Annotated in this window: 14 protein-coding genes; 6 read left to right on the top strand and 8 right to left on the bottom strand. The window is 64.3% G+C overall.

The genetic code is table 11. From position 1 onward, the window contains the following. On the top strand, positions 1 to 2,277 hold a 2,277-nt coding region (locus MR825_RS10405), incomplete at its 5' end, for a glycogen/starch/alpha-glucan phosphorylase (RefSeq protein ID WP_287880635.1). A 57-nt stretch (positions 2,278 to 2,334) separates the two neighbouring features. Here the strand turns inward: MR825_RS10405 and MR825_RS10400 are convergent. The 3 genes from MR825_RS10400 to MR825_RS10390 all read right to left on the bottom strand — a co-directional run bounded on the left by MR825_RS10400 (position 2,335) and on the right by MR825_RS10390 (position 5,672). Continuing rightward, positions 2,335 to 3,642, bottom strand: coding sequence for a hypothetical protein (locus tag MR825_RS10400; protein WP_287880633.1), 1,308 nt, complete (start codon positions 3,640 to 3,642; stop codon positions 2,335 to 2,337). Further along, on the bottom strand, positions 3,642 to 4,109 hold the full coding sequence (locus MR825_RS10395) for an RNA polymerase sigma factor (RefSeq protein ID WP_186906348.1): 468 nt from the start codon (positions 4,107 to 4,109) through the stop codon (positions 3,642 to 3,644). Before MR825_RS10395 ends, MR825_RS10400 begins: the two co-directional genes overlap by 1 nt. Before the next feature lie 144 nt (positions 4,110 to 4,253). Beyond that, positions 4,254 to 5,672: a carbon starvation CstA family protein gene (locus tag MR825_RS10390; RefSeq protein WP_287880639.1), complete on the bottom strand. Its 1,419-nt coding sequence runs from the start codon at positions 5,670 to 5,672 to the stop codon at positions 4,254 to 4,256. Positions 5,673 to 5,942: 270 nt separating this feature from the next. Here MR825_RS10390 and MR825_RS10385 point away from each other — a divergent pair, with 270 nt between their 5' ends. After that, a complete protein-coding gene (locus MR825_RS10385; protein WP_186907895.1) occupies positions 5,943 to 6,788 on the top strand; it encodes an NYN domain-containing protein in 846 nt (281 codons plus the stop codon). Between the two features lie 114 nt (positions 6,789 to 6,902). Here the strand turns inward: MR825_RS10385 and MR825_RS10380 are convergent, their stop codons facing one another. Continuing rightward, positions 6,903 to 7,730, bottom strand: coding sequence for a C40 family peptidase (locus MR825_RS10380; protein ID WP_256174680.1), 828 nt, complete (start codon positions 7,728 to 7,730; stop codon positions 6,903 to 6,905). A gap of 296 nt (positions 7,731 to 8,026) precedes the next feature. Here MR825_RS10380 and MR825_RS10375 point away from each other — a divergent pair, with 296 nt between their 5' ends. Next, complete coding sequence (locus MR825_RS10375) at positions 8,027 to 9,028, top strand: helix-turn-helix transcriptional regulator (RefSeq protein WP_186907897.1); 1,002 nt, start codon at positions 8,027 to 8,029, stop codon at positions 9,026 to 9,028. Then, on the top strand, positions 9,025 to 9,432 hold the full coding sequence (locus MR825_RS10370; protein WP_186907898.1) for a GNAT family N-acetyltransferase: 408 nt from the start codon (positions 9,025 to 9,027) through the stop codon (positions 9,430 to 9,432). The genes MR825_RS10375 and MR825_RS10370 overlap by 4 nt, the downstream gene beginning before the upstream one ends. An 18-nt stretch (positions 9,433 to 9,450) precedes the next feature. Here the strand turns inward: MR825_RS10370 and MR825_RS10365 are convergent, their stop codons facing one another. From MR825_RS10365 to MR825_RS10350, 4 genes are all read right to left on the bottom strand, one after another. Further along, entirely contained in the window at positions 9,451 to 10,308 is an 858-nt protein-coding gene (locus MR825_RS10365; protein ID WP_186907899.1) for a GNAT family N-acetyltransferase, read from the bottom strand. Between the two features lie 12 nt (positions 10,309 to 10,320). Next, positions 10,321 to 10,755, bottom strand: a complete 435-nt coding sequence (locus tag MR825_RS10360; RefSeq protein WP_287880629.1) for a GNAT family N-acetyltransferase — start codon at positions 10,753 to 10,755, stop codon at positions 10,321 to 10,323. A gap of 230 nt (positions 10,756 to 10,985) precedes the next feature. Next, on the bottom strand, positions 10,986 to 11,318 hold the full coding sequence (locus tag MR825_RS10355; RefSeq protein WP_287880627.1) for an arsenate reductase family protein: 333 nt from the start codon (positions 11,316 to 11,318) through the stop codon (positions 10,986 to 10,988). Between the two features lie 4 nt (positions 11,319 to 11,322). Beyond that, the gene (locus MR825_RS10350) at positions 11,323 to 11,538 is read right to left on the bottom strand and encodes a DUF1653 domain-containing protein (RefSeq protein ID WP_287880625.1); all 216 of its coding nucleotides are present in this window, start codon (positions 11,536 to 11,538) and stop codon (positions 11,323 to 11,325) included. A gap of 133 nt (positions 11,539 to 11,671) precedes the next feature. On the opposite strand from MR825_RS10350, the gene MR825_RS10345 reads away from it, so the two are divergent. Then, positions 11,672 to 14,002: a sugar phosphate nucleotidyltransferase gene (locus tag MR825_RS10345; RefSeq protein ID WP_287880637.1), complete on the top strand. Its 2,331-nt coding sequence runs from the start codon at positions 11,672 to 11,674 to the stop codon at positions 14,000 to 14,002. A gap of 258 nt (positions 14,003 to 14,260) precedes the next feature. Beyond that, positions 14,261 to 15,919: a ribonuclease J gene (locus MR825_RS10340; protein WP_287880623.1), complete on the top strand. Its 1,659-nt coding sequence runs from the start codon at positions 14,261 to 14,263 to the stop codon at positions 15,917 to 15,919. The last annotated feature ends 36 nt before the right edge of the window (positions 15,920 to 15,955 follow it).

Below are 15,955 nucleotides of genomic sequence, written 5' to 3'. Positions count from 1 at the left end.
GCGACCGAGGACAGGGTATCCACCGAGCATCTGCGCCAGGTGCACTACCTCTCCCTGGAATTTCTGATGGGCCGCTCCCTGATGAAAAACGCCTATAACCTGGGGCTGCTGGCGCCCTTGACGGCAGCCATCGAGGCTCTGGGCTTCTCCGCCCCCGACCTGTTCGAGACCGAGCCCGACGCGGGTCTGGGCAACGGCGGCCTTGGCCGCCTGGCCGCCTGCTACCTGGACTCGATGACGACCCTGGAGGTCCCCGCCACCGGCTATTCCATCTGCTATGAGCTGGGCATCTTCAAGCAGAAGATCGTGGACGGCCAACAGGTGGAGCTGCCCGACGACTGGCTGGGCCTGGGCGACGCCTGGCTCATCCCCAAAATGGACGAGACCGAAGAGGTCCGCTTCGGCGGCAAGGTGGAGGATGTGTGGGATCAGAGCGGCCACCACGTCAAGCACACCGGGTACGACACGGTGCTGGCCGTTCCCAAGGATATGGAGATCGCAGGCTATGCAACGCAGCACAGCAACGTGCTGCGCCTGTGGGACGCCAAAAGCCCCACGCCGGTGGACATGGGTCTGTTTTCCTCCGGCCAGTATCTGAAGGCCGTGGAGCAGCAGGCCATGGCGGAGACCATCTCCAAGATCCTCTATCCGGAGGACAATCACTACGAAGGCAAGTCCCTGCGGCTCAAACAGCAGTATTTCTTCGTCTCGGCCACCATCCAGTCCATCGTGCGCAAACACCGCGCGGAGTACGGCACACTGCGCAACTTCCATCAGAAGCATGTGATCCAGATCAACGACACCCACCCCACTCTGGCCATCCCGGAACTGATGCGCATCCTGCTGGACGAGGAGGGCTACGGCTGGGAGGCGGCATGGCATATCGTCACCCACTGTGTGGCCTACACCAACCACACCGTCCTGGCGGAAGCGCTGGAGCGCTGGCCCCAGCAGCTGATCCAGACGCTGCTGCCCCGCATCTGGCAGATCCTGACAGAGATCAGCGGCCGCTACCAGCAGGAACTGACCGACTACTTCCACGGCGACCTGTCCAAGGTGGCCCCCATGGCCATTATCTGGGGGGGCGAGGTGCGCATGGCCAACCTGTGCGTGTGCGCCTGCTTCAAGGTCAACGGCGTCTCCGCCCTCCACTCGGATATCCTGAAAAAAGACGTGTTCCACGACGCCTATCTGCGTACTCCGGAAAAGTTTACCAACGTCACCAACGGCATCGACCACCGCCGCTGGCTCTCCGAGTGCAACCCCAAGCTGGATGAGCTGATCCGGGACTGCGGCTGCGGGGAGTATCTGCTCCGCCCCGACGCCCTCCAGGGCCTGGAGCGGTACAAGGACGACGCCGGGGTGCTCTCCCGGCTGGGGGAGATCAAAGCGGCCAATAAGCGCTCCTTTGCCGCCTGGGTCGCCCGGGAGAGCGGCGTCGTGCTCAACACCGACGCCATGTTCGACGTGCAGGTCAAGCGCCTGCACGAGTATAAACGGCAGCTGCTCAATGTGCTGCATATCATCTCGCTCTACCAGCACCTGAAGGACGACCCTCATTTCTCCTTTACCCCCCGCACCTACCTCTTCGGCGCCAAGGCCGCGCCGGGCTATGCGGTGGCCAAGAAGATCATCCGCCTGATCAATTCCGTGGCGGAGCTGGTGAACCGGGATCCCGCCTGTAAGGATCGGCTCCAGGTGGTCTTCCTGGAAAATTACCGGGTCAGCCTGGCCGAACAGCTCATGCCCGCCAGCGAGCTGAGCGAACAGATTTCCACCGCAGGCAAAGAGGCCAGCGGCACCGGCAACATGAAATTCATGATGAACGGCGCCCTGACTATCGGCACTCTGGACGGGGCCAATGTGGAAATGCATCAGGTGCTGGGCGACGAAAACATCTTCCTCTTCGGCCTGAAGGCCCGCGAGGTGGCTGAGATGAAGCAGAAGGGCTATAAATCCTACGAGTATTACGTCCACAATCCGGATCTGAAGCGGGTGGTGGACCAGCTCAATCTCGGCTTCGGGGACGGCGCAGCTTATGACGACCTGGCCCGCCGCCTGCTCTTCGGGGACGGCGGTCCCGCCGACGAATACCTGCTGCTGGCCGACTTTGAAAGCTACCGGGACGCCCACGTGCGGGCGGGTCAGGTCTATCTGGACCCCACGCGCTGGAACCAGATGTCTCTGGTGAACATCGCCCGCTCCGGCATCTTCGCCGCCGACCGCTCCATCCGGGACTATGCCCGGGAGATCTGGGACATCCCCGTGCGGGCGTAATCCGCCGTTCCTGCCGGAGGGGGCCCCCCCGTGCCACGCGGCGGCCCCCTCTGCGCGTTATGGCCCGTCGCCTCCGGCAGGGGGAACCGCGCCGTTGACCAGCGCAGCCGCCTCCTCCGGCGAAAGGCCCTTGAGCGTGTAGCGCACGGACGCCGCTCCGGCGTCCACGGTAAACTGAAAGCGCCAGCCGGGAACGTCTCCGGCGTCGTCCTCCACATAACGCCCGAACGCCTTCAGCGCTTCGGCCGTGACCGCGCCCGCTTTGAGATCCGCTGCGGGCAGCGAGGCCGAGGTTGGAAAGCGGGCCACCGACAGCTCCACGTAATCGTATCCCCGGCTCCAGGAGGCGAAGAGCGTATCGACGTCCCGCATGGTCTGCCTGCCGCCGCTTTCAAATGCAAACCCTTCCGGCAGTTTAGCGGGCAGCCAAGCGCCCAGAGGGTCGGCCCGCAGATCCTCCAGCGACAGGTCCGTTCTGCGGCTGGCGTATACCAGCGCACCCTCGTCGGGCTCCAGCCCCTCGACGGTAAAGCCGCCGTAGCCGATCTGCCGGACCGCCAGCGCCGCCAGCCGCGCCGCTTCGTCCTGGTCCCGGCTGGTACACTGGAAGCGCACGCCGGTATCTCCGCACATAAAGTCCGCATAATAGCGCCAATCGCCGCTGCCCACGTCGGTGTAATAGAGGGTGACGGCAGTGCCGTCATATTCCGTCTGCTCCGCCTCCTCATAGGCCACGTCGGTGGGCGGCAGGCCGCCGGACGCCATCCAAAGCTCGATCTCGGCGCTGGAGCCGTCGCGTTTTCCCGTGATCGCCGCCCACAGCAGCGCCCCGCCGCCGTCGATCCAGGCGTTTCCACCCAGAGCAAAACCCTCCCATCCCAGGGTCCAGGGCGCCTGCTCCGTACCGCCTACCGCCCTTACGATGTCCTCCGCCGTCAACCGGTACACGGAATAATCCGCAGGCGGGGCATAGTCGAGCTCCAGGTGCTTTGAGAAATCGCAGTACGTGAATTCCAGCGCCGGCAGACTAAAATCAGAATGGTGCTGTCCCGCAAAGGGGTCCCCCACCTCCAGAACGTATTCCGCCCCCGCCTGCGGCGCCCGGGTGGACGCGGCCCCGGTCTCGACGGGCGCCGGAGACTGTGCCGCTCCGGCGCTGGGACGCGGCAGCCCCCCTGCATGCCGTATCGGATAAGCCGCCAGCGCCAGTACACCGCAGGCCGCCACCGCCGCCGCCCAGCGGCTGGGACGGCGCGCCTTCGGCGCAGGCCGGGTACGCCGCGTTCTGTCCAGCGCCTCCATCAGCCGTCGGTGCTGTGCCTCGCTCAGGCGGACTCGGTCAAAATAGGAACGGTAGCCGTTCATTACGTCTCTCCTTTCAGCAATTCCCGCAGGCGGGCGCGGGCCCGGGTCAGCCGGGAACGGACGGTCCCCTCCCGCTCCCCGGTCAGAGCGGCGATCTCCGCCGTCGGGTAGCCCTCATAATAATAAAGGTGGATCACCGCCCGCTCCTTGGGCGGCAGAGCGGATATCTCCTCCAGCGCCAGGCGCTCCTCCTCAGCGGCGGCGGGATACGTATCCAGCAGGGGTGTTGTGCGCCTCCGCCAGGGCGCGCGCAGACGGCTTTTGCAGCCGTTTATCAGCACCCGCAGCAGCCACGCCCGTTCATGCTCCCCGCTTGCGAAGGCGGGGGCTTTCTCCAGATATTTGACAAAGGCGTCCTGTACCGCGTCCTCCGCCTCATGGCAGTCGCCCAAAATGGCAAGGGCGGTGCGGTACATGGCGTGTTCATAGGTACAGACCAGAAGTTCCAGCCGGCCGGGGTCTGTCATCTTCCCTCCCCCTTTCACTCTATATACGCTTTTAGACGGCAAATTGCTGCAAACGCGGCACAGATTTGCGCAAAAACCGCGGGACGGAAATCCGTCCCGCGGTTTTTGCAAAATGCCTTCCATCTTTTCCGGTAAGCCGCCATGTCACTTGGCCGCAGCGGTCAGCGCCGTCACGTCGTCCTTCCCGACGACCAGAACACGCCAAACAAAGACGGCCAGGAACAGCGCGGCCACGACAAGGCCCACAGGGTAGGCAACGGCTGTGGACAGCCCCAGGCACTCCGGTGCCTGGAAGAAGTAGGTCACGGACACCGCAGACATAAACGTGGCGGGCAGCGCCGCGATCAGGCAGGCCTTGGGCGGGAACCCGTATTTGTGCAGGAACACCGCGCCGGTCCACAGCACGATCATGGCCAGGGTCTGGTTGGCCCAGGAAAAATAGCGCCACAGCACATCCCAGGGCAGCGCCAGAGCGATGAGCGCACCCACGGCCAGCAGAGGCACGGACAGCGCCGCACGGGGGCCGGTCCTGGACTGATCGATGTGGAACCAGTCTGCGATGGTCAGCCGTGCGGAACGATACGCCGTATCACCGGAGGTAATGGGACAGGCGATCACGCCGATCATCGCCAGCACGCCGCCCACAGGCCCCAGCAGCGTAGTCGAGATCTCGTACACCACATCGCCCGCGCCGCCGGCGGCGATGGCTGTGGTCAGGCCGCTCATGCCGTCCAGCAGAGAGCCGTGATTGGTATAAAAGGTGACGCCGGCGGCCGCCCAGATCAGCGCGATAACGCCCTCAGCCACCATCGCGCCGTAAAAGATGCCGCGGCCCTGCTTCTCGCTGGTGATGCAGCGGGCCATCATGGGGGACTGGGTGGCATGGAAGCCGGAAATCGCGCCGCAGGCCACCGTAACGAACATCATCGCCCACTTGGGCAGGCTGTTGGGATGCACCGCCGCCAGGGAAGCCAGCGTCAGCTCGGGCATGTCGGAGCCCCGGAGGAGAACGGTGGCGCCTCCGATACCGAGGGCCATGACAATCAGGCAGATACCGAAGATGGGATAGAGCTTGCCAATGATCTTGTCGATGGGCAGGAAGGTGGCGATCAGATAATAGACCATGATGGCCACCAGCCAGAACATGGTGCTCAGCGCCTCGGGCGTCAGCTTGGCCAGCAGCGCGGCGGGGCCGACGGAGAAGTTGACGCCCACCATCACCAGCAGGACCACGGAGAACACCCGCATGATGAAGGTGATGACCTTGCCCATATACAGTCCGACGACCTCGGAGATCGACTTGCCGTCGTTGCGCTCGCTCATCATGCCGGACAGAAAATCATGTACGCCGCCGCCCAAAATGGTGCCGAAGACGATCCACAAGTAAACGGACGGGCCCCAGCAGGCACCGGACAGCGCGCCATAGATGGGCCCCAGACCGGCTATATTCAGCAGCTGGACCAGGAAGATGCGCCAGGGCTTCATCGGAACGTAATCTACACCGTCGGGGTGGGCCACCGCGGGGGTGGGGCGGTCATCGATTCGGAAGATGCGCTCCACCAGCTTGCTTTAGGTCAAAAAGCCAACGATGAGCAGGGCCAGACATACAAAGAACGTGATCATGGATATTCCCTCCTCAAAAAAGATAGGGCGGCATGCCGGCTTCTTCTTCGAAGCCTCCCTGCCCCCTTTGGCGACTACATTATAGTTCTCGCCCCGAAAAAGTCAAGTTGCTTTTTAAAGTTTTTTCGCGTTTTACGGCTTTTGACTGGATTTGATTGCCAATTGCAGCTGTTTTGTGCTATACTACTTTTGAAACAAGGAGGGACCGACATGCCCGACAATCCCAACGACCTGCGTCTGGCGGTGCTCATCGACGCGGACAACGCCTCCCGCACCGCCATGCGGGACGTGATGGCGGAGATCGCCGTTTACGGCACCCCTACCATCAAGCGCATTTACGGGGACTGGACCACCCCCAACATGGCCTCCTGGAAACCGATCCTGCTGGAGAACGCCATCACCCCCATCCAGCAGTACGGCTACACCACCGGCAAGAATTCCACCGATTCGGCCATGATCATCGACGCCATGGATATCCTTTACACTGGGGAGGTGGACGGCTTCGTGCTGGTCAGCAGCGATTCCGACTTCACCCGCCTGGCCGTGCGCCTGCGGGAGGCAGGCAAAAAGGTCTACGGCATGGGAGAGCGGAAGACCCCCTCTCCCTTCATCGTGGCCTGCGACAAATTCGTCTATATCGAGGTCATCCGTTCCGCCGCGGACCAGGCGCGGGCGGAGGAACAGGCCCGGACGGAGCCTCCCAGAGAAGAAAAGACCGCAAAAACCAAGAAAAGCTCCAAGAAAAAGCCGGAAGATCCCTCCCCGGCCCCCGAACCGGAGCCGTCCGCTCCCGGGCCCGCCGACGGCGTGCCGCCGGAGATCATTACGCTCATCGCGGACTCCCTGGATATGCTGGCCGACGAGGACGGGTACACCTTTATGGGGGATCTGGGCAATCTGCTGGTGAAAAAGCAGCCCGATTTCGATCCCCGGAACTTCGGCTTTTCCAAGCTCACCAATCTGGTACGCGCGCTGGACCGCTTCGAGGTGGACGTGCGCCAGACCAGTCTGCCCCACGTGAAGCACATCTTTGTCCGGGACAGGCAGCGCAAATAAAAAAGAACGGCGTTTCCCGGCAGGTCTGCCGGGAAACGCCGTTCCGCTTGCCAGAAAGCCCTTCGGAGTCTTTCCATCAGGGAGAGGACGGCCGTAAAGCCGCCGTTTTCCGCCTCATTCTTCCAGCGGAAACACGCTCCCCACCGCCGTGAGGGACTGGGCCAGATCGGACCGGTAATCGGGCGCCAGCGGGTCCAGGCTGTTGATCACCACGCCGCTGCTCCCCGCCCGGGCGGTGGAGTGGAGATACCGCCCCCCGCCCAGATACAGCGCCACATGTCCGGGGAAAAAGAGCAGGTCGGCCACGTCCATCGTTTCCCGGGGAATCTCCCGCACGGGGAAGCCGGGGACGATCTGCGCGTCCCGATACAGGAGCACGCCGTTTGCAAACCAGGCCATAAAGGCCAGGCCCGAGCAGTCCAGCCCCAGAGAGGACTTGCCGCCCCAACGGTACTGGACGCCCAAGTAGGCCAAGGCTGCGTCGGCCACCCGGCGGCGCAGGGCCGCCGGGTCGATTTGAGGCGCCGTTTCGTAGTATTCTTCCAAAAAATCACGTTTTGTATAGCCCGTCCGGCCATCGGGAAGGGCCAGCTCCTGCCAGCCTTCCTCCGCCTCTCCCAGAGGGGCCGCCAGGCAGCCCCGCAGCAGCGTGGTCATGACGCATCCCTGGACGGCGGGGCGGTCCAGCACATCGGCGGCCGCCTTCCAGACGAGCCGCTTTTCCCGCTCCGCCCAGCGCGCCGCTCCCCCCTCCCCCACCGTCAGGGCCCAGGCGGGGGCAAACCCCTCATAGCGGTACCGGGTACGCACCCGGAACCACCCGGGGCAGGGCTGCTCCAGCAGTTCCAGGGGCCAGCCGCACAGCGCCTCGTCGGCCAGGGGCGCATCGGCCTGGGGACGGACATGGAGGGGGCAGATGGGAACGCAGACCACAGCTCTCATACAAAAATCCTCGCTTTCTCAGGCAGCATACGGTATACTATACATGCCTGCTGAAGAAGCCGCTTTGCGGTTTCTTCGCGCGGCAGCAGCCTTTTTTACACCCTTCAGGCCTTGCTGCAAAGCGGTGCCCGGCGGGGCTCGGACGATCCCGTCCGCTCCCCGTACTCGAACAGGGGCAAAGCGCCTGAAACGCCCCGCCCCTCAAGGGCCGCGGCTTTGTTTCGTGCCCGCCTCGGAAAAGTCCGATCTATCGGACCTCTTCTCCGTTAGGATAAGCATAGGAAGGAGGAATGGATATGGCGAGAAGCCCCAACCAAAAACGCAAACTGCTCTGCCTGTGCCAGCTTCTCTGGGAGCGCACCGACGAGGAGCATCCCCTGACCGTACAGGAGCTCATCGACGCATTGGAGGGCATGGATATCCATGCCGAGCGCAAGAGCATCTACGATGATATGGAGACGCTGCGCACCTTCGGCCTGGACGTGCAGAGCCGCAAGGGGAAGGCTCCGGGCTGGTTTCTGGGCGAGCGTCCCTTTGAGCTGCCCGAACTCAAGCTGCTGGTGGACGCGGTGCAGGCCTGCCGTTTTATCACCCGCAGGAAGAGCGACGCGCTCATCCGCAAGCTGGAGTCCCTCTCCAGCGTCCATCAGGCCCGCCAGCTCCAGCGGCAGGTCTATGTGGCCGGGCGTGTGAAGGCGATGAACGAGAGCGTCTATTACACCATCGACAAGCTCCATACGGCCCTCAACGCCCGCCGGGCGGTGACCTTCAAATACTTCGAGTACAACATGCGCAAGGAGAAGGTCTTCCGCCGGGACGGGAAGCGCTACGCCGTGTCCCCCTACGGACTGATCTGGGACAACGAGAATTATTACCTGGCCGGATTTGACCACGCCAGGCGCGAGATGCGCCACTACCGGGTGGACAAGATGGCGGAACTGGCCGTGACCTGCCTGCCTCTTCAGGGGGACGAGGCGTGCCGGAACTTCGATATTGCATCCTATTCCCAAAAACACTTCGGTATGTTTTCCGGCCGGGAGGGACAGGTGCGCCTGCGCTGCCGCAGCCACCTGGTGGGGGTGGTGCTGGACCGCTTCGGCCAGGAGGCCATTCTCATCCCCGATGGGGAGGATCGGTTCACCGTCACCGTCTCCGCCGTGGTCAGCCCCCAGTTTTTGGGCTGGATCTTCGGCCTGGGCGACGGGGTGGAGGTCTGTTCCCCGGCCTGGGCGGTGGACGAGCTGAACGCACAGCTGCAGGCCGTACAGCGCCTGTACCGGAAGGAGGAATCTCTGTGAACGGCATTCCGATCGACCCCTGCGGCACGGACACGGCAGACTGGGTCCACGACCGCATCCGGGCGTATAACGCCCAATATATCACCGACTGCGGCGAACTGAATTTCTGCGTCCGGGGGCCGGACGCAGCGCCGCTGGGCGGCATTGCCGCCTCCCGGGACCTGGACTGCGTGACGGTGGACTTTTTGTATGTGGAGCCCTCCGCCCGCGGGGACGGCCTGGGCGCCGCCCTGCTCCGCCGGGTGGAGGAAGAGGGACGGCGCCAGGGCGCCCGGCGCGTTCTGCTGAACACCTTTTCGTTTCAGGCGCCGGGCTTTTATGAAAAGCAGGGCTACCGCTGTTTCGGCGCTCTGGAGCCCTGCTTCGGGACACATGGACAATATTTTTTCTGCAAAGAGCTGTAGCGTCCCGCTGCGCCGCCGTCACAGCGCCATGCGCCAGTAATCGCACCGTGCGGTCTCCCGGAAGCCGCAGGCGGTATACAGTCCCAGCGCACGGTCGTTGACCGCGTCCACCTCCAGCCGGATGGGCAGCTCGGTCTCCCGCCGGACGCGCGCCAGGACCAGCGCCAGGATCGACCGGCCGATCCCCCGCCCCTGGAGGGCGGGCTCCACACAAAAGTCGCAGAGGTAGGCCTCCCCGCCCTCGGTGTTGCAGAACAGGTGCCCCGCCACGCGTCCATCCAGCCGCGCGGCATAGCCGCTCACAGCAGGCGCGGTAAAAAAGCGCTCCACCTTCTCTCTGGAATCGGCCGCCGCGTCCCCGAAGGCGGCGGCCGAGAGCTCCGCCAGCCGGGGCAGCAGTTCCCGCGTCGCCGGCTCCAGCTCCAGAGGCAGGACCGGAACGGCCGGCGCAGCCGTCCGGTCATATTCCATCAGATATTCCGTATGGTGGCGCTCCACTGGAAAGCGCTTGAGCACTTCTCCCCCGCTGGCGCACACCGGCTCGTGGAAGAACAGCACCGAAGAGACGCCGAAGCGTTCCAGCTCTGCCCGGGCGGCGGCAAAGAGCGCGGTAAAGCGCCCCTGCCGCCGCAGGTCGGGGCGGACGAAGGCGGTTACCTCCGCCTCCCGCGCATCCGGCTGGAACAGCGTCAGAACGGCCGCCAGCGCCTGCCCCTCATAGCCCAGGAAAAAGCAGTCCATCTCCCCAAAGTGGTTGAGCTCCCCCGAAAGGAACACGCTGTGTCCAAAGGGCTCCGCCCGGCGGCAGGTCTCCTGCAGGGACCGGATCTGCTCCTGCTGCCGCGCCGTCAGGGCGTGGGTCTGGATCCATTTCATCGCGCTTTCTCCTTACCAATCCAGGCGCATGATATGCTCCGCGCCGAATACCTGCCCGGTGAAACGAAAGCCGGCGCGCTCATAGAGCGCCACCGCCGCCGCGGCCTGCCGATGCACGCCCAGAAAGACCCGGCTGCGGGTGGCGTCGGCACGCATCCGCTCCAACACAAGCGCAAGCGCCGCCGTACCGCAGCCTCTCCTCTGGAAGCGCGCGTCCACCATCAACCGGTAGATCCACCACTCCCCGTCGTCCCGGTCCACGCAGTACATAAGAAAGCCCACCGGCGTTTCCCCGTCATAGATGGCCAGGGGAATACACTCGCTCTGCACTTTGGACTGGGCGATGGAAACGGCGTTGGGGGTACAAAACTCCGCCTGCTCCGGCCGGACGGACAGGTCGATGACATCCCAGAATTGTTCCATATGAATTTCCTGTAGTGTGATCATTTGCAGTTCTCCTTTCCAATTTGGGCGCAAAAAGGCCCGGGGCGGATCGCTACCGCTCCGGGCCCTTTTTCACTGCAGCTGCGAAATGCGCAGAACATCACACGGCAGAACGGGCAGGGAGCGGCACGGTTTTGACGGTCTTTTTCATATGCCCACTCCCTTTCATTTCCTTTGTCGGCAGAACCTGCCGCCCGTTCACTATACCACGGCACCGCGCACCCGTCAAGCCCTCATTCCCAGTTTTTCCAGACCTCGGGCCGATAGCCCACGGTGGCCTGCCTGCCGTTGCGGACGATCGGGGTCTTGAGCAGGCGCGGGTCGGCCAGCAGCTTCTCCAGCTTGTCCGCGTCGCAGGCCAGATAATTCAGCAGGGCCGCATCCGGGTGCTTGGGGTCAATGAGCGCCTGCAGCCCCACGGCGTTCTTCACGCTGCTGAGCTCCCCGGGGCTGATGCCGTACTTCACCAGGTCGATGGATTGGAACTTGACCCGCCGCTCCTTGAAATACCGCTCGGCCTTCTTGGTATCAAAGCATTTGGATTTGCCGAAGATCTGAATGTTCATGTCCCTATTCCTCCACAAACACAAAACGGGGGCCGGAATAGCCGTCCCGCTCCACAAGTTCGCCCCACATGGCCGCCGGGCGCACCCACACGCCCCCCTCGCCGTAAAGGGCCTGGTAGACCACCATGCGTTCCAGCGTCTCCGAATGGCGGGCGGTCGTGAGCACACGGTATTCCTTTCCCTTGAAATGCCGGTATTTCCCCGGACGAATCTCTTCCATATCGGCCTCCGAACCAACTTTTTGCTCATTTTAGCACAGTCTTTCCAGAAAGACAAGTTTGACGGGCTAAATCCCCTGCAGACGGGCAATACTAGCGGAAAACGCCTGAAAGGATGGTTTCCGTTTGAAAGCCGTGATTTTGGCCGGGGGAGAGGGGACGCGTCTGCGCCCTCTGAGTCTGGGACTGCCCAAGCCCATGACCCCCCTGTTCGACAAGCCCGTGATGGAACACATCATCTCCCTGCTGCGCCGCAGCGGCATTACTGAGATCGCCGTCACGCTCCACTACATGCCCCGGGCGGTCACCGATCATTTTGGGGACGGGGCCGCCCAGGGCGTGCACCTGCGCTACTTTACCGAGACGGAGCCCCTTGGTACCGCGGGCGGCGTAAAAAACTGCATGCCCTTTTTGGGGGACGAGGACTTTCTGGTCATCAGCGGCGACGCGGTGTGCGACCTGGACCTGAAGCAGGCCATGGACTTCCACGCCACCCGCCGCCCGGCGGCCACCCTGGTGCTCCACCGGCACCCCACGCCTCTGGAATACGGCCTGGTGCTCACCGACCCGGAGGGCCGGGTGGAGCGTTTTGTGGAAAAACCGGCCTGGGGACAGGTCGTCACCAATCAGGTCAACACCGGCATCTATCTGCTCACCCGGCGCGCCATGGATCTGGTGCCCGAGGGCAAGCCCTTCGACTTTGCCCGGGACCTGTTTCCAGCGCTGATGGAGCGCGGCGAGGCCCTGTACGGCTGTGTGAGCGAGGGCTACTGGTGCGATATGGGAGACTGCAGGGCCTATCTGGACTGCGTGGCCGACGCGCTTTCAGGCAAGGTGAAGCTGGACCTGGGCGCGGCCCGGGTGGCGCCCGGCATCTGGTCGGCCAGTCCTCTGCCTGCCGATGTGGAACTGGTGCCCCCCTGCTATCTCGGCGCCAACGTGACCGTAGGCCCCGGCTCCCTCATCGGCCCTCACGTAGCGTTGGGCGCGGGAAGCACCGTGGGCAAGCGCGCGCTGGTCCAGCGCAGCGTGTTCCACGGCGCATCGGCGGGCGACCGCACCACACTTTACGGCGCCATTCTGTGCAAGGATGCCCGTGTCCATACCGGAGCCGTCCTCAACGAAGGCGCGGTGCTGGGCGAAGGGGCCGCAGCCGGCCGGGACGCGATCCTGCTGGAGGGGGCCAGGGTCTGGCCCCGCCGGGTGGTGGGCGACGGGGTGCGGCTGGGCGCCTGCCTGACCTCCGGCTCCCTTTCGGGGCCCCCCTCCTTTTCCGACGGTGGGATCCTCCGGGGCTCCATTGGGGAAGAGCTGACGGCAGAGGTGCTGCTCCTGCTCGGCGGCGCCCTGGGCGCCGAAGGCACGGTAGGCGTCGGCCACTGCGGCGGCGAGGGCGCCCGGATGCTGGCCCAGGCGGCCTGCTGCGGCGCCTGCGCCGCCGGGGCCAAGGTATTGGAGCACGACGCCGCCGGCCCCTCCGCGGCGGCCTGGCTGGCGGAAAACTGGTCCCTGCCGGTCTCCCTGTTCGTGGAGCAGGTGGAGGACATGGCCTACCTGCGCCTCTTCGACCGGCAGGGCCTGCCCCTTGGCCGGGCCAGGGAGCGCAAGCTGGAGGGCGCCCTTCTTCGGGGCGAGCAATCCCGCGTCCCGGCCTGCCGGGTAGGGCGGCGGGAGATCGTCTCCGGCGTGGGGGCGGCCTATTCCGCCGACGCCGCCCGCCGCGCCCGTCTCAGCCGCGCCCCCCTGCGGCACACGGAGGTATCGGTGCTCGGCCGGACGGCGGCTGACCGGTACCTGGCAGAGGCGCTGTCCGCCCTGGGCTGCTGCGTAGGCCGGCAGGCCCGGCCCGGCGTGCCCGCATTTCTCACCCAGCGGGGCGGCCTGCGGCTGCTGGCCTGGGACGAGGAGGGCGAACCGCTCTCTCCCGAGGTCCTGCTGACCATCGTGGCGCTCATCGAGTACGAGGCGGGCGAAGGGAACGTGGCCGTCCCCCCCGACGCCCCCGCCGCCATCGACGCCGTGGCCGAAGCCTTCCACGGCAGCGCTTTGCGCCTGAACCGGGACGGCGAGCGCGCCCGGGCGCGCTATGCCCAGCTGCCCTGGCTGCGGGACGCCCTGTTCGCCGCCTGCCGTATCTGCGCCCATATGGGCGTGACGGGCGAGCGGCTGCACGCGCTGGCCGGAAGGGTCCCCCATTTTTCCCTCTGCCGCCGGGAGGTGGCGCTCCGGGGCGACCGGGGCGCGGTGATGCAGGCCCTGGCGGAGGGCCTGCCCGGACTGGAGGATACCGGAGCGGGACTGCGCCTGCGGCAGGGGGAGAGCTGGGTGTATCTGGCCCCGCTCACCCGGCGCGCGGCCCTGCGGGTGGTCGGCGAGGCCGTCAGCGCGGAGCTGGCCCGGGAGCTGTGCGATTTTTACGCCGGAACGGTCCGGGCGCTGGACCCTGATCCGTCCGGCCAAAAATAAAGGTATACTTTTCCTGCAAATTGTGGTATACTGATATTGATTGATTTGGCTTTATGCGCGGCAATCGCGCTTTGATAAGGCAGGACACAGCGGGCATACCTTGCGCCAGGCGGTCTGGTGCAGCCCTTTTTCCCGGCGAGGCAGGGCCGGGAAGAACGGGTCGGCGACCGCCTTTCTTTTGGTGCGCCCAAAGCCGCCGCTGTGTCCTTACATACCGTTTGATAACGTTCAATTTGAAAAGGAGTGTTCCATACTTTTATGGCAGAAAAACTGAAAATTATTTCCCTGGGCGGCCTCAACGAGATTGGCAAGAACCTGACCGTATACGAATACGGCGGGGATATGATCCTCGTAGACGTGGGCATGGGATTTCCGGACGACGACATGTACGGCATCGATGTGGTCATCCCGGACTTTACCTATCTCATCAAAAACCGCGAGCGCATTCGGGGTATCTTCCTGACCCACGGACACGAGGACCACATCGGCTCCATCCCCTACTTGCTGCGGGACGTGAACGCCCCCATCTACGCCACCCGCATGACGGCGGGCCTGGTAAAGCTGAAGCTGGAGGAGCACCGCCTGCTGGACAAGACCAAGCTCATTACCTGCGAGGCGGGCGAGGTCGTCCGCGCGGGCAAATTCTCCGTGGAATTCATCCACGCCAACCACTCCATCGCCGACGCGGTGAGCTTCGCCATCAAGACCCCCGTGGGCACGGTGGTCCATACCGGCGACTTCAAGATCGACCCCACACCCATCCAGGGCGGCATGATGGACCTGGGCCGCCTGGGACAGCTGGGCAAGGAGGGCGTGTTGGCCCTGCTGGCCGACTCCACCAACGTGGAGCGCCCCGGCTTCACCAAAAGCGAACGCAGCGTGGGCGCGTCCTTTGACGCACTGTTCCGGGGCTGTGAGCAGCGGATCATTGTCACCACCTTCGCCTCCAATGTGGACCGCATCCAGCAGATCATCGACGTGGCCGCGCGGTACGGACGGAAGGTGGCCGTCACCGGCCGCAGCATGGAGAACGCCATGCGGGTGTCCACTGAGTTGGGCTATATGAAAATACCGGACGGCGTGCTGGTGGACCTCAGCCACATCAAGAGCCTGCCCAAACACAAGATCTGCATCATCACCACCGGCAGCCAGGGCGAGACCATGTCCGCCCTGACCCGCATGGCCTTCAACACCCACCGTCAGGTGGATATTCAGGCCGGCGACCGGGTCGTCATCTCCGCCTCCGCCATCCCCGGCAACGAAAACTCCATTGGAAGCGTCATCAATGAGCTCTACCGCAAGGACGCTGAAGTGGTCAATGAGCGGCTGGGCGCGCTCCACGTTTCCGGCCATGCCTGCCAGGAGGAGCTGAAGATCATCCATGCGCTGGTCAAGCCCAAGTTCTTCATCCCCCTCCACGGCGAGCAGCGGCATCTGAAGACCCACGCCAAACTGGCCCAGGAGATGGGGATGGACCCCCGGCACATCATCATCAGCGACATCGGCAAGGTCATCGAGCTGACGCCCAACTCCGCCAAGATCAACGGCACCGTGCCCGCCGGCCGGGTATTCGTGGACGGCTACGGCGTGGGCGATGTAGGCAGCGTGGTGCTGCGGGACCGCAAGCATCTGGCCGAGGACGGCATGATCGTGGTGGTGGTCTCCATGTCCGGCGAGGACGGAAGCGTCATCTCCGGCCCCGATATCATCACCCGCGGCTTTGTCTACGTGAAGGAGTCCGAGGGACTGATGGAGGAGCTGCGCCGGGTGGCTGTCAACGCCTTGGAAAACTGCCGGCGGGATTCCCGCTCCGACTGGGCCGCCATCAAGACCGAGGTCAAAAACGCCCTGTCCAATTTCCTCTACAAGAAGACCAAACGCAATCCCATGATCCTGCCTGTTATCATGGAGGTATAAGCGTTCCAGGAATCGGAAAGCGGAGGTCCGGCCAAA

Origin of the sequence: Lawsonibacter sp., from assembly GCF_022777125.1 — a bacterium.
Taxonomy (GTDB): Bacteria; Bacillota; Clostridia; order Oscillospirales; family Oscillospiraceae; genus Lawsonibacter_A; species Lawsonibacter_A hominis.
This window is presented reverse-complemented; position numbering and strand designations above follow the sequence as displayed.